Origin of the sequence: Burkholderia sp. BCC0322 (assembly GCF_902833045.1) — a bacterium.
Lineage (GTDB): Bacteria > Pseudomonadota > Gammaproteobacteria > Burkholderiales > Burkholderiaceae > Burkholderia.
Genome location: NZ_CADFDU010000012.1, coordinates 87,699 through 110,094, shown reverse-complemented (window position 1 = coordinate 110,094; position 22,396 = coordinate 87,699). Strand labels below are relative to the sequence as shown.

At 66.6% G+C, this 22,396-nt stretch carries 19 protein-coding genes; 8 read left to right on the top strand and 11 right to left on the bottom strand.

The features are described from left to right. Positions 1–5: 5 nt before the first annotated feature. Positions 6–821: a HipA family kinase gene (locus HWX39_RS27555; RefSeq protein WP_175970891.1), complete on the bottom strand. Its 816-nt coding sequence runs from the start codon at positions 819–821 to the stop codon at positions 6–8. A 1,061-nt stretch (positions 822–1,882) separates the two neighbouring features. On the opposite strand from HWX39_RS27555, the gene HWX39_RS27550 reads away from it, so the two are divergent. Continuing rightward, entirely contained in the window at positions 1,883–4,075 is a 2,193-nt protein-coding gene (locus HWX39_RS27550) for a hypothetical protein (protein ID WP_175970890.1), read from the top strand. Between the two features lie 85 nt (positions 4,076–4,160). Here the strand turns inward: HWX39_RS27550 and HWX39_RS27545 are convergent, their stop codons facing one another. Together HWX39_RS27545 and HWX39_RS27540 are read right to left on the bottom strand one after the other, a co-directional pair. Then, positions 4,161–5,135 (bottom strand): LysR family transcriptional regulator, encoded by a 975-nt coding sequence (locus HWX39_RS27545; protein ID WP_175956434.1) that lies wholly within the window; start codon positions 5,133–5,135, stop codon positions 4,161–4,163. A gap of 179 nt (positions 5,136–5,314) precedes the next feature. Next, positions 5,315–6,286: a GlxA family transcriptional regulator gene (locus HWX39_RS27540; protein ID WP_175970889.1), complete on the bottom strand. Its 972-nt coding sequence runs from the start codon at positions 6,284–6,286 to the stop codon at positions 5,315–5,317. 117 nt (positions 6,287–6,403) lie between these two features. Here HWX39_RS27540 and HWX39_RS27535 point away from each other — a divergent pair, with 117 nt between their 5' ends. Both HWX39_RS27535 and HWX39_RS27530 read left to right on the top strand, forming a co-directional pair. Next, positions 6,404–7,087, top strand: a complete 684-nt coding sequence (locus tag HWX39_RS27535) for a DJ-1/PfpI family protein (protein ID WP_175970888.1) — start codon at positions 6,404–6,406, stop codon at positions 7,085–7,087. A gap of 67 nt (positions 7,088–7,154) precedes the next feature. Beyond that, the gene (locus tag HWX39_RS27530) at positions 7,155–7,466 is read left to right on the top strand and encodes a cupin domain-containing protein (protein ID WP_175970887.1); all 312 of its coding nucleotides are present in this window, start codon (positions 7,155–7,157) and stop codon (positions 7,464–7,466) included. Between the two features lie 51 nt (positions 7,467–7,517). On the opposite strand, the gene HWX39_RS27525 is transcribed toward HWX39_RS27530, so the two are convergent. Together HWX39_RS27525 and HWX39_RS27520 are read right to left on the bottom strand one after the other, a co-directional pair. After that, positions 7,518–7,772 carry a PAAR domain-containing protein gene (locus HWX39_RS27525; RefSeq protein ID WP_244135108.1) on the bottom strand — a complete coding sequence of 85 codons (255 nt, stop codon included), beginning with the start codon at positions 7,770–7,772 and terminating at the stop codon, positions 7,518–7,520. A gap of 25 nt (positions 7,773–7,797) precedes the next feature. After that, entirely contained in the window at positions 7,798–8,190 is a 393-nt protein-coding gene (locus HWX39_RS27520) for an MAPEG family protein (protein WP_175970886.1), read from the bottom strand. A gap of 416 nt (positions 8,191–8,606) precedes the next feature. On the opposite strand from HWX39_RS27520, the gene HWX39_RS27515 reads away from it, so the two are divergent. After that, complete coding sequence (locus HWX39_RS27515) at positions 8,607–11,708, top strand: transglycosylase domain-containing protein (protein ID WP_175970885.1); 3,102 nt, start codon at positions 8,607–8,609, stop codon at positions 11,706–11,708. Positions 11,709–11,753: 45 nt separating this feature from the next. Here HWX39_RS27515 and HWX39_RS27510 read toward each other — a convergent pair whose 3' ends face one another. Next, a complete protein-coding gene (locus HWX39_RS27510) occupies positions 11,754–12,437 on the bottom strand; it encodes a FadR/GntR family transcriptional regulator (protein ID WP_175970977.1) in 684 nt (227 codons plus the stop codon). Between the two features lie 163 nt (positions 12,438–12,600). On the opposite strand from HWX39_RS27510, the gene dgoD reads away from it, so the two are divergent. Continuing rightward, positions 12,601–13,749, top strand: a complete 1,149-nt coding sequence (dgoD, locus tag HWX39_RS27505; RefSeq protein ID WP_072443519.1) for a galactonate dehydratase — start codon at positions 12,601–12,603, stop codon at positions 13,747–13,749. Between the two features lie 141 nt (positions 13,750–13,890). Here dgoD and HWX39_RS27500 read toward each other — a convergent pair whose 3' ends face one another. Both HWX39_RS27500 and HWX39_RS35960 read right to left on the bottom strand, forming a co-directional pair. Further along, positions 13,891–14,823, bottom strand: a complete 933-nt coding sequence (locus HWX39_RS27500) for a CopD family protein (RefSeq protein ID WP_175970884.1) — start codon at positions 14,821–14,823, stop codon at positions 13,891–13,893. A 189-nt stretch (positions 14,824–15,012) separates the two neighbouring features. After that, on the bottom strand, positions 15,013–15,201 hold the full coding sequence (locus tag HWX39_RS35960) for a hypothetical protein (protein ID WP_208458859.1): 189 nt from the start codon (positions 15,199–15,201) through the stop codon (positions 15,013–15,015). Between HWX39_RS35960 and HWX39_RS27495 the strand changes: the two genes are divergently transcribed. The 3 genes from HWX39_RS27495 to HWX39_RS27485 all read left to right on the top strand — a co-directional run bounded on the left by HWX39_RS27495 (position 15,200) and on the right by HWX39_RS27485 (position 18,873). Continuing rightward, positions 15,200–15,964 carry a c-type cytochrome gene (locus HWX39_RS27495; RefSeq protein ID WP_042975501.1) on the top strand — a complete coding sequence of 255 codons (765 nt, stop codon included), beginning with the start codon at positions 15,200–15,202 and terminating at the stop codon, positions 15,962–15,964. The genes HWX39_RS35960 and HWX39_RS27495 overlap by 2 nt on opposite strands. Positions 15,965–15,983: 19 nt before the next feature. Next, positions 15,984–17,282, top strand: a complete 1,299-nt coding sequence (locus HWX39_RS27490; RefSeq protein ID WP_175970883.1) for a cytochrome c — start codon at positions 15,984–15,986, stop codon at positions 17,280–17,282. Positions 17,283–17,409: 127 nt separating this feature from the next. Further along, positions 17,410–18,873: a DEAD/DEAH box helicase gene (locus tag HWX39_RS27485; protein WP_175970882.1), complete on the top strand. Its 1,464-nt coding sequence runs from the start codon at positions 17,410–17,412 to the stop codon at positions 18,871–18,873. Here the strand turns inward: HWX39_RS27485 and HWX39_RS27480 are convergent. From HWX39_RS27480 to HWX39_RS27470, 3 genes are all read right to left on the bottom strand, one after another. Then, positions 18,867–19,373 (bottom strand): hypothetical protein, encoded by a 507-nt coding sequence (locus HWX39_RS27480; RefSeq protein ID WP_175970881.1) that lies wholly within the window; start codon positions 19,371–19,373, stop codon positions 18,867–18,869. The two genes, HWX39_RS27485 and HWX39_RS27480, sit on opposite strands and share 7 nt — an antisense overlap. A gap of 70 nt (positions 19,374–19,443) precedes the next feature. Continuing rightward, positions 19,444–20,271, bottom strand: a complete 828-nt coding sequence (locus HWX39_RS27475; RefSeq protein WP_011353107.1) for a ferritin-like domain-containing protein — start codon at positions 20,269–20,271, stop codon at positions 19,444–19,446. Positions 20,272–20,598: 327 nt separating this feature from the next. Next, positions 20,599–22,239 carry a gamma-glutamyltransferase family protein gene (locus HWX39_RS27470; protein WP_175970880.1) on the bottom strand — a complete coding sequence of 547 codons (1,641 nt, stop codon included), beginning with the start codon at positions 22,237–22,239 and terminating at the stop codon, positions 20,599–20,601. Between the last annotated feature and the right edge of the window lie 157 nt (positions 22,240–22,396).

The following is a 22,396-nucleotide window of genomic DNA, read 5'->3' as shown; positions in this document are numbered from 1 at the left end:
CCGAATTACAGCACGGATGATGGGCGCGAGGACTCGCGCAATCCTGAGAGGTCCGGGATGCCGAGGACGGCTTCCAGTGTGTCTCGCAGTCTCTCAGCTCGGCGCATCAAATAGTCTTGAACGAGTGCCCGCATCGACGCGTCCTCGACCAACGCTTCAAACGGAGCGGCCCAAACCGCCCTTTCACAATTTGCGCAAAACTCGCGCAGAGGCTTGGCGAGCGCCATGCGGTCACTCGCCGGAAGTTTGCGCACGCGCTCGAGCAGTCGATTGGGTCCGAGCGGCGGGTCGGTCGAGAATAGACCCAAGCCTGTGCCGCCGATAGCACGCTCATGGTCAATAAGGAAAACAGACCCATCGTACGTCAACAGCAAGTTCCCGTCGTGCCTGTCGTCATTGCCGACCAACTCGTCGAACAGGGCGATTTGTCCGAGCATTGTGAGATGCAGGCCATGGCGCGCAAGCACGTCACCCGACTGCGCGTCTAGTCTGAGCGCCATCGCAGACGGTACAGCTTCGGACCCGAAGCACAAGTGCGCCTCCGTACTTCCAAAGGGCCATAGATTCTGCAGCAGGCGCCGATGAACCGTTACCCAAAAAGGTGTAGGGATTGGCAAACCTACGCGAATGGCTAGCCAAGCGCAGACGGACTCGGCGGCGAACGCCTTCGGCCTCAACAGCTTGACATACGCATCGACCGTGCCGATGCGAACTGGTACGTGAATACGCGCTTGAACAACCGGATTGGCAACGCCAGATACCGGGAAAATTGGTGCACGATTAAGGCGCCCTTCCTCGAAAGGGCAGTTCTGACCCGACATCGGCAACCCCTTTAGCGAGCCTGCATCCCGTGACACGACTCGCGGAATGGAAGTTGGCGCCGCAAATCTGAAATATCACACCACGCCGTGTGACTCACACCAAGATTCGGGTTCTAAGCGTTCTGCCAGCGAACCGTTCACGGCAGTCATTTCAGCGCGAAATACACATTATATGCCACCCACAACATGGTGCGACACAAGATATTGCGCCACATAATAGGGTCACAACTTCCATAACGATGTCGGTGTCTCAGCGGCTCCGCGCAGTTCTGGGACTCGTCTCATTAGCATGGTGCCCCTTTATCGGCCATGTATCGTACGAAAGCCTAGCGGTCATCCGGATACTGATGCAAGTTATGGGCAACGGCCTTCGCCGTTCGCCGCAGGGAGACTTGACTGCTACAGTGAGCTGCCCCGATACTGCTGCTACAGCCTGGCGGAGTCACGGTAGCACAAGGGTTTGCGGCCGATGCGGTCGGAGTCCCTGATTCGCCACCAAATGCGAGAGCCGCTGTTTCGAAAGGAACAGCGGCTTTTTCATTTGCCCCACCCGGAAAACACATACCGTCACATCGCATTGACCGTTTGGACCTCCCTGGTCGAATGCGACGATCAATCGGCCATCGCACACTTCCGGTTGAAATCGATCCGCGACTTGAGTTCGCCAACGCGAGCGGTCGCGTTGAATGGCCGCGGTTCTTTCTTTCGGGCTCGTCACGCGTCCCGACACCAGTGTCTGCACATGACCTGCGCCAGCAAGAACGGTTGAACACAGCAGCCATCCGGTGACACGCGCTTTCAGTTCAGCGCTAAGGTACCGGCCCACGCTTTCGTGGCAACAATGATCGAGCCATTGATTTCGAGATCCGAGGGGATACGCAACCGATGCCGGCATCCCTCCGTAAAAAGTCGATCCACGCGCCGATGCCTGTATGCAGTGATACCGAACGGCGCAAAAGTTGATACCCCATGCAACGACGCCCGGCACACCGCAGCATGAGCGCCAAGCCGCGCTTAGAATCGGTACGTCCAAATTTCCGCTGCATCCGGGCATAACGTCGATGAAAAAACGCCTCGCATGCTTCCTGCTGTGTCTGATCGGCCTGGCACTCCCGCTCACGAGCCAGGCCGACCCTCTGCCCGACACCACCGTCGACGGCCTGCATTGGAGATTCGAGCAGTTGCACGATACCGGGCACGACGACGATTACGAAGTCGCCGCCCGCCGAGGCGAACAGGTCCTGATCTGGGACAACGGCAAGAACCGGCAAGCTTATGCGGAAGCCGTGTTCCTGCTGGCCTCCGCCTCCTACGATCAGGTGCAGCCGCTGGTGCAGCGCGTGCTGCAACGGACGAGCCCGGTAGAAGCCAGTGCCAATAGCTGGCCGTTGCAGAATTTGCCGGCCCCCTGGAGCCATGTGCTGTTGTCGCACCGGCCGGACCTGCGCGCGGCCATCGCCGACCACTCTACGCTGCCGAAACTGCAGCAAGCGCTACAACAAGGCGCGATCACCCGACAGGAACTGGACTGGCGCATGGATCAGGCACGGGCACGCGTCGACCGGCTGTTCCTAGGTTCCAACCTGCCAGCGTTGCAGACCACCTATTCCTTCTGGGAGGCCCGCCAAGACCACAGCGATGGCATCACCGGTCAGTACCGGAGTGCGCTGTTCGTCCGGGTGCAGGACGCCAGCGCCATATTCGGGCATCCGGCCACGGTCGTTCAGTTCGGTCGCATCGACTCCCGGCCCAACCCCGACTACAGCCTGTGGAAAGCACTGACACTTCAGGACCTGGACGTGTTCAGCGGCAACCGGACCCAATCCAGCAGGACCGGCATCTCCGTCGTCCCGGGCGACGTGTTCACGGCATTGACCGACGCGTTGTCCGCACTGCCGGCCAAGCTGGAAATCGCCACGTCGCCCGCTGCATGGCAGTTACCGTCGACACCGTCGATGCCGCCGCCCGCGATCAAGCTGGTTGTGCCGGACCAGAGCGCCCCCGTAATCAAGCCCTCGATCATCCGCTGGGACAAGTTCGTGACAGATCCGTCCCAACGCACGTTGCTGTACCCGCACGACATCCTCGGCCTGCCGGATGGCAGCCTGCTATTTAGCGCCCAGGTCGCCGACAACGGCGGCTGGAACGAGTATGTGTGGCGGCTGCACGCGGTCAACGGCGAGTTGCAGGCGGACGAAGTCTGGCACGGCCAGGATGGCCCCCGACGGATGATGATCAACGGCGACGGCAGCGCCGTCTGGTTCGACGGCCAGCCGGACACCAAGAGCAAGCCGTGCCTGTACCGATATGACATCGCGAGCCGCAAGGTCGATCGTCATGAAGTCGTCTGGCCGAGCGAGACCGATTGGCGAGATCATCAGATGAGCGATATGTACTGGATTCTCGACGACGATCTGCCGGCCAATTTCTGGCATGACCTCCGGGATAGCAAGAAGGACGCGAATCCGGTCGGCTCCCAGTTTCTGACCGTACAGCGCCCGGCGTCAGCGCCGCCGGGCACCGACAATCCATGGCCGTTCGTCACCACGCTGTCGTCGGTACGCCAGTCGCTGATGGACGAGATCAGCAACGGCAGCAATGCGCTGATCTGGCCTGTACGCTGGCGGCCTTCCGGAAGCTACTGGACGGAGGACTCGCAAGGGCTCGCCGAGCTGGACGCCCGCACCGGCCGAGCGATGCGTACGATTGCCCTACCCCAGCGCTTCGGCACACCGGATTCCGTCAGCGCCGCCGGCATCGCGCAATGGGTGCCCAAGCCGCTCGGCTCACCGCAGGGTCAATGGATCGCGACAGGCTTTGTGCTGCTGCTCGACGACGACGGCAGCATGCCTCCTGCCATGAAGTACACCGGCACGAAACGGGCGCGCTTCGTCGGCATGCACGTAGTGGATCTCAAGAGCGGGCACGTGCTGTCGGCCCTGCTGGGCACTGCCAACGACCTCAAGGCTGCCGCCCGTTCGGCGAACGGACGCTTCCTTGCGATGGGCACGACCTACCGCACAGGCGGCTGGAAGCATCGCGTGACACTCTGGGACGTCGCACAGGGCCGCACGCCAGTGCAGCTAGACGCATCGTCGCTACCCAAAGACAGCGAGATCAAGGCGCTGGCCTTTTCGTGGGACGGTTCGGCGCTGTGGGCAATCGGCACGCGTGAACTGATGCTGTGGAAATTGCCCGCCGCGCTGCGCGATCGTGCGACGCGAGGCGCTGCTCCGGATCAATCCCACAATTGAAGCCGCGGCATCGACGCTCCGCTTCTCCTGGACGCCAAAACTGCGGGGGCCGGCGCCACGGCGCCCCCGGCCGCGCCCCGGCACTTCACGCCGCTACAGCCCCTCTCTGCAGCTTCGCCGCCTGCGCCTCCACCCGCCCGCGCCAGTTCTCCCCACCTTCCAGCGACGGCGTCGACTCGAACACCTCCGCGATCCAGTCGGCGAACACGCGTACCTTCTGCGACAGATGCCGGTTGTGCGGATAGACGATGGAAATCGGCTTCGGCTTCGGATTGCAGTCCGGCAGCACCTCGACCAGCGAGCCGTCGAGCAGGTTCGGCAGCACCATGAACAGCGTCGGCTGGATCATCCCGAACCCTTCGAGCCCACACGTCACGTAGGCATCCGAATCGTTGACCGTGACGCCCCCGTTCATCCGCACCTCGAACGGCTTGCCGTCGATCATGAACACCCACGGAATCGGCCGCGCGCCGTGGCTCGATCGAAAATTCACCGCATGATGTTCGGCGAGATCGGCAATCTCGTGCGGCTCGCCGTGACGCGCGAGGTAATCGGGCGACGCGCAGGTCACGCGCTTGAGCATCCCGATCCGCCGCGCGACCATCGACGAATCCTCGAGCGGCCCGACCCGGATCATGCAGTCGATGCCTTCCTCGATCGGATCCACGTAACGATCGGAGAGCCCCAGTTCGAGCGTGATGTCCGGGTAGCGCTGCCGGAAAATCGACAGCGACGGCAGCACGACGCGCCGCCCGAGCGAACTCGGCATGTGGACGCGCAGCACGCCGCTCGGCTTGCGGTTGCCGGTCTGGAAACTTGCGTCGGCCTCCGCGATCTCCGAGATGATCTTCATGCAATGCTCGTAGTACGCCGCGCCTTCCGGCGTCAGCGACAGCCTGCGCGTCGTGCGGTGCATCAGGCGCACGCCGAGCAGCGCCTCGAGGTTCTGGATGATGGTCGTCACCGACGCGCGCGGCATCGCGAGCGTGTCGGCCGCGCGCGTGAAGCTGTTCGCGTCGACCACGCGGGTAAAAACTTCCATTGCCTGGATTCGGTCCATGCTGCCCCCCTTCGAATCGCCAACGGGACAGAATAGAGCGCGCGACGGACACGGCACAAGCCCCCACCCATTGTTATCCGATCCCGAATAATTTTGGCGTTTCGGACTGGAAAGCGATCGATTTCCGTTCAGTCCCACACGGCCATCGTTCCGGCCCGATCACGGCTGCACGCCGTGCGTTACCGCACGAATCGCTCGCGATACCCCTGCGGCGACACGCCCAGCACGCGCACGAAACAGCGCCGCAGCGTCTCCTCCGAGCCGAAGCCGCAGCGCGCGGCGATCCGCTTGACGGGCCATGCCGTTTCGCCGAGCAGGCGCTGCGCGGCCTCGACGCGGATCTGCTCGACCGCGCGCGCGGGCGTGCGGCCGGTTCCGGCTCGGTAGTGGCGCACGAAGCTGCGCTCGCTCATGCGCACGCGCTCGGCCAGCGCGGGCACCGACAGGTCGGCCGTCAGGTGCTCGGCCATCCATGCGTGCAGTTCGCCGAACCGGTCGTCGGTGCGCTGCATCGACAGCATCGTGCTGAACTGCGCCTGCCCGCCCGGGCGCTTCAGGAACACGACGAGTTCGCGCGCGACGTCGAGGGCGGTCGCCCGCCCGAGATCCTCCTCGACCAGCGCGAGCGCGAGATCGATGCCGGCCGTCACGCCGGCCGAGGTCCACAACGCGCCTTCGCGGATGAAGATCGGATCGGATTCGACCCGCACGTTCGGATAGCGCGCCGCAAATTCATCGCAGCGCGCCCAGTGCGTGACCGCACGCCGTCCGTCGAGCAGGCCAGCCTCGGCGAGCAGGAACGCGCCCGTGCAGACCGATGCCACGCGCCGTGTGCGCGCCGCCTGCTGCCGCACCCAGCGCACCAGCCGCGCATCCCTGGATGCCGCATGCACGCCCTTGCCGCCGGCGACGATCAGCGTGTCGGGATGGCGCGGAGCCGAGCGCAGCGATTGCGCCATCACGACCAGGCCCGACGACGTCTCGACGGGCCCCGCCTCGGCCGCGATGACGCGCGGCGCATACGGCTCCGGCTGGCCGCGCTCCAGCGCCAGCTCGTTGACGGACGCAAACACCTGCAGCGGCCCCGACACGTCGAGCAGCTGTGTACGAGGGAACGCGAGGACCAGGATCGAACGCGGCGCGGCAGGCATGGCGATTGGCTGAAAACGTGGGCGATATGGCAATTTCGCCAAACACTACGCGCCTAGAATCGATCTGTCCATCCCGTACCGGCTACGGCCCGTTCCCCTTCCAATAGGAGTCTTCGCATGACCGTGCATATCGGCTTTCTCGTGTTTCCGGGCGTCCAGCAACTCGATCTCACCGGCCCGCACGACGTGCTCGCTTCGCTGCCCGACGCAACCGTTCATCTGGTCTGGAAGTCGCGCGACACCGTCGCATCGAGCAGCGGGCTCGCACTCGCGCCGACCTGCACGTTCGACGACTGCCCGCCGCTCGACGTGATCTGCATTCCGGGCGGGATCGGGGTCAACGAGCTGCTGCTCGATGCCGAAACGATCGCGTTCGTGCAGCAGCGCGCGGCCGCCGCGCGCTACGTGACGTCGGTCTGCACGGGTGCGCTGCTGCTGGGCGTTGCCGGCCTGTTGCGCGGGCGGCGCGCGACGACGCACTGGGCGTTCCACTCGCTGCTCGAACCGCTCGGCGCGGTGCCGGTGCGCGAGCGCGTGGTGCGCGACGGCAACCTGATCACGGGCGGCGGCGTCACGGCCGGTATCGATTTCGCATTGACGATCGCCGCGGAGCTGGCGGGCGAAGAAGCAGCGCAGGCGATCCAGCTGCAGCTCGAATACGCACCCGCCCCGCCGTTCGACGCCGGTTCGCCGGACACGGCACCGGCAGCGATCGTGGAGCGCGTCACCGAACGTTCGGCGGCCGGCTTCGCGAAGCGCAAAGCGACGATCGAGCAGGCGCTGCGCGCGATGTCGCATTGAATGCGGACACCGGAAAATCGACTGGAAGACTGGCAGACGACGCGCATCCGCGCCGGAGAACACATCGATGAACATCATTCGCAGCGCCGCGTTCACCGCGGACCGCGCGTGGGGCGCGCTCGACATCGCGAACCTGAACGGCATCACGGTCCGCCTGCACTGGACCGACCAGCCGTATCGGTGGCACGTGAACGACGGCGAGGAAGTGTTCGCGGTGCTCGACGGTCGCGTCGAGATGCGCTATCGCGAAGCAGGCGCCGAGCACGCGACGATGCTCGAAACGGGTGACGTGTTCCACGCGTCGGCCGGTGCCGAGCACGTCGCGCATCCGCTCGGGGAAGCACGCATCCTCGTGATCGAAACCGAGGGCAGCGTCTGACGGCCGGGTGTCGATGCCGCGCGGATGGCAACCGCCTCCGCGCGGCGGGTTTCATCCGGTGATGGTCCCGGTGGCCTGCGACGCGATCAGTTTCGGCTGCGGCGTGCACAGGCACTGGCACAAGTCGTGTTCGAGCGCGACGACCTTGCCCATCACGGTCATCGTCCGCTCGCCGCCGTCGGACACGATCACGCCCGGCGACTTGCAGGCGGCGCAGAACACCGGTGCGCCGAGATAGGCGAGTTCGCGGGCGTCCCGCGAGCATATCACCGCCCGCCGCAGCCGCTCCACCGGATCAGGACCCATGCCGTATGGCGACGCGAGCCGCCGTTCAGACGAACAACGCGATACACAGCGCAGCACCGCACAGATACGTGCCGAGCGCGCCGACGAAACGCACGGGATTCGGGTTGGCCATCGTCGGCCACGCGAGCAAGCCGATCACGAGCAGGCAACGGCACGCGGTCGCCGCGACGATCAGTGCCAGGATCGCGCGCGATGGATCGTGTGTGCCGAAGTAGAGAAACAGCACCGCGAGAAACGGCGCGTATTCGGCCGTGTTGCCGTGCGCGCGCACGATCTTGTGCAACCCGTTCGCCGGATCGGGCGCACATCCGCAACCGGTGGTGCACCGGAAGCGTGTGACGGAGACGACGAGCCCGAGCCCGAACAGCAGCAGCCCAAGGATGGCCGTACAAGCAAGCGCGACGGGATGGATCGGCATGGGACTCCCGGCAAAAGCGGACATACGCGGCACATCCGGCGATCGTACCCGTGGCCGACACGCGCGGCTATCACGGAAACCCGCAGCAGCATCGCGCGGCGGACACAATTTTACGGTCGGGTTCCGATCCCAATTGTCGTGGCGCCGCCCCGCACGAAACCGGTGCATCGCCCGCCCGGCCGTTCGGGCCTGCCCGCCGACATACCCGCCATGCGGGTGACCCGGCACGACACGCGCAAACGTTACGCTGCGACGGCATGCACCACCGCAACGCAACGCGGGTTACAGCGCGTCGCAGGCACGCCCGTTGCGGCGACGCATCTCGGTAGTGAACGCCCTTGGCAGCCCGCTGCGGAGGACTACACTAATCCTTAATGGGGTGCGGCCGGAGCCCGCGCCTTCAGGGAGACGCCGCCATGAATCGGCCGCTGAATCGTATCCTGCCGCGTGTGACCGGTCCCGCATCGGTCTGGACGTGGGTCAAGTGGTCTTTGCTGGCCGCGCTGCTGATCGCCGTGGCGATCGTTGCGCGACTCGTGCAGAGCGAGATCGAAACGTCCCGGCTGCAGGCGCGCTACCTGTCCGAGCTCACCCGCGACGTCGGCTACACGGTCGAGACGGGCCCGAGCGATCACATCCGCTTTCCCGCAAACGGCCCGTACGACCAGCGCCTCGGCTACGCGATGATTCCGGCGTTCCAGGAGCGGCTGCTCGCGCGCGGCTTCGTCGTCGGCAAGCAGGCGCGCGATTCGCAGCGGATGCTGTCGCTCGGCGATCGCGGGCTGTTCCTCCCGTTCGAAGAGAAGGACCAGGCCGGCCTGATGCTGTTCGACTCGACCGGCGCGCCGCTGTTCGCGACCGTGTTCCCGCAGCGCGTCTACGCCGACTTCGACATGGTGCCGCGCGTGGTCACCGATTCGCTGCTGTTCATCGAGGATCGCTACCTGCTCGACGCGAACGAGCCGAACCGCAACCCGGCGATCGACTGGGGGCGTTTCGGCCGCGCGCTGGCCGACCAGGCACTGCACGTCGTCAACCGCCATCAGGCGCGCCCGGGCGGCAGCACGCTCGCGACGCAGATCGAGAAGTTCCGCCATTCGCCCGAGGGCCGCACCGCGACGCCGCCCGAGAAGCTGCGGCAGATCGCGTCCGCGTCGGTGCGCGCGTACCTGAACGGTCCGCAGACGATGCTCGCGCGCCGCACCATCGTCGTGCGCTACCTGAACTCGGTACCGCTCGCCGCGCGGCCGCATATCGGCGAAATCACCGGCATCGGCGACGGTCTCGCCGCGTGGTACGGCCGCGACTTCAACGAAGCGAACCGGATCCTGTCCGCGCCGACGACCGGCGACAACGTCGACGAACAGGGCAAGACGTTCCGCGAAGTGCTGTCGCTGATCATCGCGCAGCGCGCGCCGTCGTACTTCCTCAACCGCGGCTATCCGGCGCTGCAGAGGCTGACCGACAGCTACCTGCGGCTGCTGTCGAACGGCGGCGTGATCTCGCCCGCGCTGCGCGACGCCGCGCTTGACGCGAAGATCGAACGCAGCGCACCGCCGGCCGTCGCGCACGTACAGTCGTTCGTGTCGCGCAAGGCGGTGACGTCCGCTCGCGCGTCGCTGCTGTCGGCGCTCGGCATCAGCGACCTGTACCAGCTCGACCAGTTCGACCTGCAGGCGACCAGCACGCTCGACAACGGCGTGCAGCAGGCGGTTGCCGAACGGCTCGCCCAGGCGTCGACGCGCGCCGGCGCGCAGGCAGCCGGCCTGTACGGTTTCGAGATGCTCGCGCCGAAGGACGACCCGTCGCACCTCACGTACAGCTTCACGCTGTACGAACACCGCAACGGCGCAAACCTGCTGCGCGTGCAGACCGACAGCGTGAACGAGCCGTTCGACGTCAATCGCGGCGGCCGCATCAACCTCGGCTCGACCGCAAAACTGCGTACGCTGATCACCTACCTGCAGATCGTGTCCGACCTGCATGCGCGTTACGCGAACCTGTCGAACACGGAACTGGCCCGCGTGAAGCCCGACCCGATCGACGGGCTGTCGCACTGGGCGCTCGACTACCTGTCTCATACGCGCGACCGCTCGCTGCAGGCGATGCTCGATGCGGCCGTCGAACGCAAGTATTCGGCGAGCCCCGACGTGTTCTACACGGGCGGCGGCGCGCAGGTGTTCTCGAACTTCGAGAAGTCGGACAACGGCCGCATCATGACGCTGCACACGGCGTTCGAGCACTCGGTGAACCTCGTGTTCGTGCGGCTGATGCGCGACATCGTCCACTACGAGATGTTGCAGGCGGCCGGCCCGTCGTCGTCGTGGCTCGGCGATCCCGAGCAGCGCGAGCACTACCTGCGGCAGTTCGTCGACGGCGAAAGCCAGGTCTACGTGAAGCGCTACTACACGCGCTATGCGGGCAAGGCGCCCGACGACGCGCTCGCGCTGATGCTGAAGGACGTGCGCAAGTCGCCGCCGAAGATCGCGACGGTGCTGCGCAGCGTCGCGCCGAACGAATCGCTCGCGTGGTTCGACGCGCAGATGCGCGTGCAACTGAAGGGCACGCCCGCCGCGACGCTGTCCGACGACGACCTCGCCAGGCTTTACGCGAAGTACGCGATCGACCGCTTCAACCTCAACGATCGCGGCTACATCGCGAGCGTGCATCCGCTCGCGCTGTGGACCCTCAACTACCTGCGCGCGCACCCGGCGGCGTCGCTCGCCGACGTCCAGCGCGACAGCCGCGATGCGCGTTTCTACACCTACTCGTGGCTGTACAAGACGCGCTACCACGCGACCCAGGACCGCCGCATTCGCCACATGGTCGAGCTGCGCGCATACGCGGGAATCACGAAGTCGTGGCGCGCGCTCGGCTATCCGTTCGCGGAAGTCACGCCGTCGTACGCGGCCGCGATTGGCGCATCGGGAGACCAGCCCGACGCACTCGCGAAACTGATCGGCCTGATCGCAAACGGTGGCCAGAAAGCGCCGACCGAGACGATCACGCGACTCGACTTCGCGAAGGGCACGCCGTACGAAACGCGCTTCGTGCGCGCGGTCGCCCAGCCGCAGCCGATGCTGTCGCCGGAGATCGTCAACGTGGCGCACACGCTGCTGCGCGACGTCGTGCTCAACGGCACCGCGCGCCGCCTCGCGGGCGGCTTCACGCTGCCCGACGGCAAGACGCTCGACGTGTACGGCAAGACGGGGACCGGCGACCAGCGCTTCAACGTCTATGCGCGCGGCGCGCGGCTGATCGAATCGCGCAAGGTGAACCGCAGCGGCACCTTCGTGTTCGTGCTCGGCGACCGGTTCTTCGGGGTCCTGACCGCAACGGCGCACGAGCCGTATGCGGCGCGCTACGACTTCACGAGCGCGATGGCCGTGCAGTTGCTGAAGTCGATGGCCCCGGCGCTCGCGCCGCTGATCGAACGCCCGGCCGGCGCGCGCACCGCAGGCCCCGCCCCGCAGGCGGGCACGCCCGCGCCGGGTGCCGCTGCCGCGCAACCGTCCTGACGGCCGGGCGTCGGGGCCCTGCCCAAACCAGGGAAAACGCCCCCGTCAGGACATCTCGATCCGTGCGCGCGTCACCGCGAGCAGCGCCGCCATCGCGCGGCGCGCACCCTCCTCGTCGCGCACGCGGATCGCGTCGCTGACGGCGATGTGCTCGGCGAGCGATGCGTTGTATACGTCGGCGCGGCGTGCATTCAAATGCAGTTGCGCCTCGAGCGTGCGATCGATCAGCGTGCCGAGCGGCACCAGCAGCTCGTTGCCGCCGGCCTCGAGCACGCCCAGGTGAAAGCGCAGGTCGGCGCGCACCCATTCGTCGACGTTGCGCGCGGCGGCCATCGCACGCGCCGCGCCGTCGATCGCGTCGAACGTGTCCGGCGTATGCATGCGCGCGGCGAGCGCGGCCGCGTACGGCTCGACCATCTCGCGCATCTCCTGCAGCTTCAGCGCGAACGCGAGCGGCGGCGCAACACGCGCATACCAGTCGAGCAGGTCGGCATCGAGCAGGTTCCATACGCCGCGCGGCCGCACGCGCGTGCCGATCTTCGGCCGCGACTCGACGAGCCCCTTCGACGTGAGCGTACGCAGCGCCTCGCGCATCACCGTGCGGCTCACGCCATACATCTCCATCAGGTCGGGCTCCCTCGGCAGCAGCGAGTCGGGCGGGTAGTCGCCGCGCAGGATCGCCGTGGCGAGCCGGAAGGCCGTCTGTCCATGCAGGTCGCGTCGAATGATCGTTCTCCGTTATGCCGGTACCCGGGCGGGCCGGCTGCCCACTATCTGCACAATAGTGCTATTAATACTATTTTTTATCGGGCTGCGCTAGGATAACCGCGAAAGCACGCGACCGTGCGCCGCGCCCGAGCGCCCGCGCCGGTCAATTCTGGAGACCCGCATCGTGAAAATCACCCGCCTCGAAACCTTCGTCGTCCCGCCGCGCTGGCTGTTCCTCAAGATCGAAACCGACGAGGGCATCGTCGGTTGGGGCGAGCCGATCGTCGAAGGCCGCGCGCACACGGTCGAGGCAGCCGTGCAGGAGCTGGCCGACTACCTCGTCGGCCGCGATCCGCTGCTGATCGAGGATCACTGGCAGGTGATGTACCGTGCGGGCTTCTACCGCGGCGGCCCGATCATGATGAGCGCGATCGCGGGCGTCGACCAGGCGCTGTGGGACATCAAGGGCAAGCATCACGGCGTGCCCGTGCATGCACTGCTCGGCGGCCAGGTGCGCGATCGCATCAAGGTGTATTCGTGGATCGGCGGCGACCGGCCGAGCGACGTCGCGAACAATGCGCGCGCGGTGGTCGAGCGCGGCTTCAAGGCCGTGAAGATGAACGGCTCCGAGGAGCTGCAGATCGTCGACACCTACGACAAGGTCGAGCAGGTGATCGCGAACGTCGCGGCGGTGCGCGACGCGGTCGGCCCGCACGTCGGGATCGGCGTCGACTTCCACGGCCGCGTGCACAAGCCGATGGCGAAGGTGCTCGCGAAGGAGCTCGACCCGTACAAGCTGATGTTCATCGAGGAGCCGGTGCTGTCGGAAAACGCCGAGGCGCTGCGCGACATCGTCAACCAGACCAACACGCCGATCGCGCTCGGCGAGCGGCTCTACTCGCGCTGGGATTTCAAGCACATCCTTGCGGGCGGCTACGTCGACATCATCCAGCCCGACGCGTCGCACGCGGGCGGCATCACCGAGTGCCGCAAGATCGCGACGCTCGCGGAAAGCTACGACGTCGCGCTCGCGCTGCACTGTCCGCTCGGCCCGATCGCGCTTGCCGCGTGCCTGCAGCTCGACGCGGTCAGCTACAACGCGTTCATCCAGGAGCAGAGCCTCGGCATCCACTACAACCAGGGCAACGACCTGCTCGACTATCTGCGCAACCCCGAGGTGTTCCGCTACGAGGACGGCTTCGTCGCGATCCCGCAGGGCCCGGGGCTCGGCATCGACGTGAACGAGGAGAAGGTGCGCGAGATGGCGAAGACGGGGCACCGCTGGCGCAACCCGGTGTGGCGTCACGCGGACGGCAGCGTCGCCGAGTGGTGAACGCGATGCGCGGCGCGCGCGGCAAGTATCGATGCGAGAACGGCTGCCCGACAGGCAGCCGTTTTTACATGCGCGGTGCGATATCCGGCACGTGCCGGGTGCGGAACGGCGGCCTTGCGCCGCGCCGTACGAGCCCTGCCGTCAGCCGAGGGCCGCGAACCCCGGCACGCTGAACGACAGCACGGCGGCCGCGACGAACACGCCGATCATCGTCAGCGCTTCGAGATGCAGGATGTTGCGGAACGTGTGCGCATCCTCGGTCGACGCGGTGCGGCGCAGGCGCGGCAGCGCCGCGAAGCGGTTCAGGCCGCCGAGCACGAGCGCGAGCGCGACGAGCAGCAACTTCAGCAGCAACACGCGCCCCCATGTGCTGCCGTCGAGCGGCGCGAGCGAACCGCCGAGCCCGCGGATCGCGTTGAGCGCGCCGGTGCCGAGCACGAAGACGACCGCGACGATCGACGTACGCGACAGGTGCTGGCCGATGCGGATCAGCGCACCACGCGCGACCGACGAACCGAGCGCCGGCAGCACCGCGAGCCCGCCCGCGAGCACGAGGCCGCCCCACACGGCCGTCGCGAGCAGGTGCAGCGTCTGCACGCCGACCGCTGCGGACAGCGCACCCGTATCGGCCGCGTGGCCGAGCGACGCCTTGCCGGCCGCGACCACGATCACCGCGAGCCACAGCACCGCGTGTGCAACCGGGCCCTCCGGCTTCGCCAGCGAGACGATCGCGAGCATCACGGCGCCGGCGAACGCGACGCTCCATGCGAAGCCCGTATGCGTCTGCGTCAGCATGACGGGAATCGCGGCGAACGCGCCGCCGAGCCCTGCCCCGCTCATCGTCGCGGCCTCGTAGACGAGCCAGCCGAGATCCGCGAGCACCAGCGCCAGCGCCGCCGCGACCAGCGAATGTTGCGCGCGCAGCCACGCGGGATGCGACGGCGCGACGACCGGACGTGCACCGTCCTTGCCGAGCCATGCCTTGAGCAGCGCCGAGCCGACCGCCATCGCGAACGCGGCGTCCATCAGCGCCGCGAGCGCGACCTGACCGATCCACAAGCTGTCGAACTTCATCGCGCACCCCCTCCCGATAGCGGCAGGCCGACGAGGCGGCAACGGGACGGACAGCGTGAGGAAGGCAACGGCACGGTAGAAAACGTCATCGATGAATCCGGAAACGGGAGAAATGACTGGACCTGCGGCGGAGGCGGCGCCGCGCAACCCGCGAGTGTACGGTCTTCGATGGTGAAAACGCACGCCGGTTCACACCGACGCGTCGCAATGCGCGTCAAATTGTCGCAAGTCGCAAACGGACAGGAACCGATGTCCTTTTGCCAAATAGCCGTCATTACCCATCGATGATAGAATGCCGCGTCGCAGCAGCCCGGCTGCCTTGCCGTCATGCGCCGAGCCGATCGTAGCCCGGACAACAGGTCCCCGTCGAATAAACATGGAGTCTCGTGTGTCTTCAAGACGCCTCTTCCGTCCGCTGCTCGCCGTTCTGATGTTCGGCGGCGCGGGCCTTATGAGCGCTGCCCAAGCGCAGACCAAGCCCACGGAGCAAGCGCACGCCCAGCAGGCGCCGCTCAAGGCACCCGATACGATGGCCGAGCGCGTGCGCGGCTGTACGGCCTGCCATGGCGTCCATGGCCAGGGCACCGACAACGACTACTTCCCGCGTCTTGCCGGCAAGCCGGCCGAGTACCTGTACAACCAGCTCGTCAACTTCCGTGACGGCCGGCGCAAGTACCCGCCGATGAACTACCTGCTGACGTACCTGAACGACGACTACCTGCGCGAGATGGCCGAGCACTTCTCGGCCGAACGCCCGCCGTACCCGGCGCCGGCGAAGCCGACGCTGCCGGCCGCGACGCTCGCGCGCGGCAAGCAGCTCGTCACGCAAGGCGACCCGTCCCGCAAGCTGCCGGCCTGCGTGGCCTGCCACGGTGCGACGCTGACCGGCATGCAGCCGGCGATCCCGGGTCTGGTCGGCCTGCACGCCGATTACCTGAGCGCGCAGATCGGTGCATGGCGTTCGGGCAACCGTCACGCGAAGGCGCCTGACTGCATGCATGAAGTCGCTTCGAAGCTTTCCGACGAAGACGTGACCGCCGTAACCGCATGGCTCGCCGCGCAACCGGCGCCCGCCAACCCCGTGCCGGCTCCGGCGCGTTCGATGAAGACTCCGCTCGCCTGCGGCAGCGAACCGCAATAAGGCAAGGGAGACAGACACAATGAAACGCAAGTCCCTGTTTGCACTCTCGGCCGTCGCGATCGTCGCGGCTGCCGCCCTCGTGCCGGTCCTGTGGCCGGGCAACGACACGCTGCACGGCGCCTCCGCCGTCGCGGCCACGCCGGCCGACCAAGCCGCGCTGGTCAAGAAGGGCGAATACCTCGCGCGCGTCGGCGACTGTATCGCGTGCCACACCGTGCGCGGCGGCAAGCCGTTCGCGGGCGGCCTGCCGATGGCGACGCCGTTCGGCACGATGTACACGCCGAACATCACGCCGGACGACAAGGACGGCATCGGCAAGTGGACGTCGGACGACTTCTACCGGGCGATGCACACCGGTCGTTCGAAGGACGGCAGCCTGCTCTACCCGGGCTTCCCGTTCGCGAGCTACACGAAGGTCACGCGTGCGGATTCGGACGCGATCTACGCCTACCTGCGCTCGGTCGCGCCGGTGTCGGTGCCGAGCCGTCCGCATGAACTGAAGTTCCCGTTCAACAACCGCAACCTGCTGATCGGCTGGCGCACGCTGTTCTTCAAGGAAGGCGAGTACAAGCCGGATCCGACCAAGTCGGTCGAATGGAACCGCGGCGCGTACCTCGTCGAAGGCCTCGGCCACTGCTCGATGTGCCACACGTCGATCAACATGATGGGCGGCCCGGTGAACTCGTCGGCGTTCGCCGGCGGCCTGATCCCGCTGCAGAACTGGTACGCGCCGTCGCTGACGAACGACAAGGAACTCGGCCTCGGCGACTGGCACGTGCAGGAGCTGTCCGACCTGCTGCAGGCTGGCGTGTCGCAGAAGGGCGCGGTGTTCGGCCCGATGGCGGACGTGGTCCACAACAGCCTGCAGTACATGACCGACGAAGATACGCGCGCGATGTCGACGTACCTGAAGTCGATCCCGCAGAAGGCTGAAGCGCCGAAGAACATGCAATACGAGCCGTCGAAGCAGTTCGGCAATGCGCTGTTCGAGCAAGGCAAGAAGATCTACGCCGACAACTGCGCGACCTGCCACGCCGAAACCGGTGCGGGCAAGCCGCCGGCGTATCCGCCGCTCGCGGGCAACCACTCGATCGTGATGGAATCGGCGGTCAACCCGATCCGCATGGTGCTGAATGGTGGCTATCCGCCGAGCACGTTCAAGAATCCACGTCCGTACGGGATGCCGCCGTTCGCACAGTCGCTGTCGAACCAGGAAGTCGCAGCCGTAGTAACGTATATCCGGATGTCGTGGGGCAACAACGGTACGCCGATCTCGCCGCAACAGGTGAGCGACCTGCGTTCCGCGCCGCTTGACTAAATAACGCGTGATGCAAACGGGGCGCGGCTGCGGGAAACCGCAGCCGCGCCCCTTTGCTTTTTGCGACGCCAGTCCCCGCGCGGGCCGCGCGAGGTGTCGCCGATCATAAAACTGAAGAGTGGTATCTATGTCTTTCGAATCTCTCGGCCTGGCCGAACCGCTTGTCAAGGCGGTCAACGAGCTCGGCTATACGTCGCCGACCCCGATCCAGCAGCAGGCCATCCCGGCCGTCCTCGGCGGCGGCGACCTGCTCGCCGGCGCGCAGACCGGCACCGGCAAGACCGCCGGCTTCACGCTGCCGATCCTGCAACGCCTGCATACTTTTTACGCGGAGCATCGCGGCGCGAAGCGCGCGGTGCGCGCGCTGATCCTCACGCCGACGCGCGAACTCGCCGCCCAGGTCGAGGAAAGCGTGCGTGCGTACAGCAAGTACCTGAAGCTGCGCTCCACCGTGATGTTCGGCGGCGTCAGCATCAATCCGCAGATCGATGCGCTCAAGCGCGGGGTCGACATCGTCGTCGCGACGCCGGGCCGCCTGCTCGATCACATGCAGCAGAAGACGATCGACCTGTCGGATCTCGACATCCTCGTGCTCGACGAAGCCGACCGGATGCTCGACATGGGCTTCATCCACGACATCAAGCGCGTGCTCGCGAAGCTGCCGCCGCAGCGCCAGAACCTGCTGTTCTCGGCCACCTTCTCCGATGAGATCAAGGCGCTCGCCGACAGCCTGCTCGACTCGCCCGCGCTGATCGAGGTCGCACGCCGCAACACGACCGCCGAAAGCGTCGCGCAGAAGATCCACCCGGTCGACCGCGACCGCAAGCGCGAACTGCTCACGCACCTGATCCGCGAACACAACTGGTTCCAGGTGCTCGTGTTCACGCGCACGAAGCACGGCGCGAACCGGCTTGCCGAGCAGCTGACGAAGGACGGCATCAGCGCGATGGCGATCCACGGCAACAAGAGCCAGTCGGCCCGCACGCGCGCGCTGGCGGAGTTCAAGAACAGCACGCTGCAGGTGCTCGTCGCGACCGATATCGCCGCGCGCGGGATCGACATCGACCAGTTGCCGCACGTCGTCAACTTCGACCTGCCGAACGTGCCGGAAGACTACGTGCACCGGATCGGCCGCACGGGCCGCGCGGGTGCAACCGGCGAAGCCGTGTCGCTCGTGTGCGTCGACGAAAAGCAGCTGCTGCGCGATATCGAGCGGCTGATCAAGCGCGAGATTCCGCAGGAAGTGATCGCGGGCTTCGAACCCGATCCGAACGCGAAGCCGGAGCCGATCCAGCAGCGCCGCGGGCAGCAGCAGCCGCGCGGCGGCGGCGGTGGTGGCGGCAATCGCCAGCCGCGCGCAGGCGGCTCAGGCCAGCCGGCCGCGAAACGCGACGGCAACGCGCAACCGAAGGCGTCTCAACCGAAGGCATCGCAGCAGAAGGCCGCGAAGCCACGCACGCAGGGGCAAGGCGGCGCCGGCGGCAGCGGCGGGCGTCCGGCTGGCGGCGGCAACAGCGCCCGCCCGGCAAACGGCAACGCCGCGCACGCGAACCGCAACCGTTCGTCGCGCAGCGGCCAGCGCGGTCACTGAAGCCGCGCGGCTGCGCGCCGCAGGTGCTCGACCTGGCGTTGCCAGCGCGCGAGCACCGCGGCGCGCTCCCCCTCCAGCGTGAACGTGACCCCTGTCGCGAGACGCGCATAGCCCACCCGCTGCGCATCGCCGTGCGCGATCGTCGCAGCGAATCCGGCCAGTCCGCCGAAGTCTCCGTCGAGCGACTCCATCCTCAATTGCGCCTGAAAGAACGCGCCGTCCGCGACGAGCGTCAACGCGGCCGTACGCCGTTGCGCAATCGCGCGCGCCGCGCGCGATTGCGGCCAGAGCGCCAGCAGCAGCGTGCGCGCATCGTGTGCATAGATTTCGCCGACGCCGAGCAGCGTCGTGCGCAACTGGCCGTCGTCGGTCGCGACGATCAGCGATGCGGCGAAGTCGGCATGTCGCTCGAGCGCAGTGCCGTCGAACAACGCAACGACGGCCGGCGGCCACGCATCGAACGTCCATTGTTCGAGCGCGTGGCGATGGGTATCGGTCATGATGGCGGGGCCCCGGTGGAGAGCGGATGAAGAAGCCGCAGCATACGCGCGACGGGCCGCGCCGCGGCGGTCAGCGCAGGAACACGTGCCGCGTGATCTTCGTCAGCGGATAGTGGACGCCCGGCTGGATCTTCGCGGGCAGGTCGAGCGGCTTGAGCAGCATCTTCACGCACATGTCGGCCGACAGGTTGCGCCGCACCAGCGTGCTGATGCGCGCGGCGCGCTCACGGTTGTACTGGCTGTCGCCGACACGATCCGGATAGCGGACCGCGAACACGTGGCGCAGCGCGATCTCGGAATCCTCGTTCTTGATTTCCATCACGCGGCGCGCCAGCGCGCCGAGCACCGCGAGCCGGCCATTGCCTTCGAGCTGGTTGTACTTCTTGAAGAACTTGAAGAAGTGCTTGTAGTGGCGCACTTCGTCCGTGCGGATGTTGTCGGTGATTTCCTTCAGCACGGGCTCGTCCGAGCACTCGTTGATCGCACGATAGAGCGTGGCCGTGCCCGTCTCGACGACGCAGCGCGCGACCATCTCGAGCGCGCGGGTCTTCTCGAACGCCTCGACCTTGCAGGTCTTCGAATACTCGGCGAAGAAATTCGCGAACGCGGTATCCCAGTCGAACTCCGGCCACACGTGCGCGATGTACGCCTTCAGCGCGCGCCCGTGCTGCAATTCTTCGTGCTCCCATGCATTGTTGAGCCATGCGGAGACTTCCGGATCGTCGTTGAAGAACTGGCTCAGATTGCTCGTGTAGAGATCCGAGCCGCTTTCGATGAACGACGACGCGCACAGCAGCAGCAACAGATCCTCGTTCGCGGCGGCACGCTGACGATCGATCCGGTTCAGGTCGATGTCCTCGATGCGCCACGGCATCACATGCGTCGTTTTGGTGTCCATGGTAGTGCGCTCCCAGTCGTCGCGCGGGGGCCGGCCCATGCCTTCGGCACAGGCGCCAAGCGACCCGCAGGCGGCGCTTTACTTGCGTTTATAGTGGATTGGTCCGGCCGAACCATGCTGGCATCTTAGCCGGACTTTGACGTTCGTGCTCCAGAGCACTGACCATACCCGACAAGCGCAGTTCCACGGCGTCTGTTGCCGTTCGTTAGACGAGTCCTTCAAACCGCTTGCGCCCGCTCGGTGATACGGGCTGCCGCAAACGCAACGGGCGGCCATTCGGCCGCCCGCGAAGCGCACGAAATGCCGGCGAAAGCCGGCGGCAATCCATCAGAAACCGGCCGCCAGACCGTCACGCCGGCTGTCGCTCGCGGCCACGTAGCCGCGCTCGCGATCGTCGCGATCGAGACGCCAGATGAACTGCCCCGAACCGAAATCCATGTAAGGATCGTCGATCGACTTGATCGTATGGCCGCGTGCGGCCAGCGCATCGACGGTCGCGCGATTCATCGTTGCCTCGACGTCGAGCGTGAAGTCGCGATTGACCTTCCAGCGCGGCGCATCGCAGGCCGCCTGCGGTTGCTGCCCGTAGCCGAGCATCCGCACGACAGTCTGCAGATGCCCTTGCGGCTGCATGTCGCCGCCCATCACGCCGAAGCTCATCACGGCCTCGGTGCGGCCATCGACCTCCTCGGTGACGAACGCCGGGATGATCGTGTGGAACGGCCGCTTGCCGCCTGCGACGACGTTCGGCGAGGCCGGATCCATCGAGAAGCCGTGCCCGCGGTTCTGCAGCGCGATGCCGGTGCCGGGCACGACGAGCCCCGAACCGAAGCCCATGTAGTTCGACTGGATGAAGCTCACCATCATCCCGCGCTCGTCGGCCGCCGACAGGTAGACCGTGCCGCCCGAATGCGGCCGGCCGGCGCCGAAATGCGTCGCGCGCGCGGGATCGATCAGCTTCGCGCGTTCGGCGAGATACGCATCGTCGAGCATCTGTTCGGGCGTGACTTCCATCGCGCGCGGATCGGCAACGTAGCGATAGACATCGGCGAACGCGAGCTTCATCGCCTCGATCTGCCGATGCTGCGAGTCGGCCGAGTCGACTGGCCATTCGGTCACGCCCGCGTGCTCGGCGATACCGAGAGCGATCAGCGCGGCGATGCCCTGCCCGTTCGGCGGAATCTCGTGGATCGTGTGACGGCCGAAGCGCCTGCCGATCGGGTCGACCCATTCGGGCCGGTACGCATGCAGGTCGGCTGCGGTCAGCGCGCCACCGCCTTCGCGGGAGAACGCAGCGATGCGCTCGGCGAGCGCACCTTCGTAGAACGCGCGCGCACCTTCTTTCTGCAGCGTGCGCAACGTCTGCGCATGGCCCGGCAGGCACATGCGCTCGCCCACCTGCGGTGCGCGGCCGTGCGGCATGAAGGTGTCCGCGAAACCCGGCAGCCCCTCGAGTTCCGGCACCGCGGCCGCCCACTTGTGCGCGACGATCGGCGGCACCGCGTAACCGCGCTCCGCGATCTCGATCGCCGGTTCGAGCAGGTCCGCGAACGGCAGCGAACCGAACTTCGCATGCAGCGCTTCCCAGCCCGCGATCACGCCCGGCACGGTGACGGTGTCCCAGCCGCGCGTCGGCTTGTTCGCGATGCCGTTGCCCGCCTCGCCGTGGCGCTTGCGGAAATAGTCGACGTTCCATGCGGCCGGCGCGACGCCCGACGCGTTCAGCCCGGACAGCCGCTCGCCGTCCCACACGAGCGCGAACGCGTCGCCGCCGAGCCCGCATGACACGGGCTCGACGACCGTGATCGCGGCGGCAGCGGCCAGCGCCGCGTCGACCGCGTTGCCGCCCTTCCACAGCATCCGCAGCCCGGCCTGCGCGGCGAGCGGGTGCGACGTCGACACGACGTTGCGCGCGAACACCGGAATGCGGGTCGTCGGATACGGGTTGTGCCAGTTGAAGCCAGTCATCGATTCCACCTCGTCGAAAGCTGAATGAACGCGCCGGACGCGCGCCCGCGTGCGCGGGCAAGCCGCCATTGCAGCGCGATCGGCGCAATCGCACAAATTCATTTATCACATGAATCAATGCCATTTCCGCATGAATAACGGGCGACCATGCGGGCCG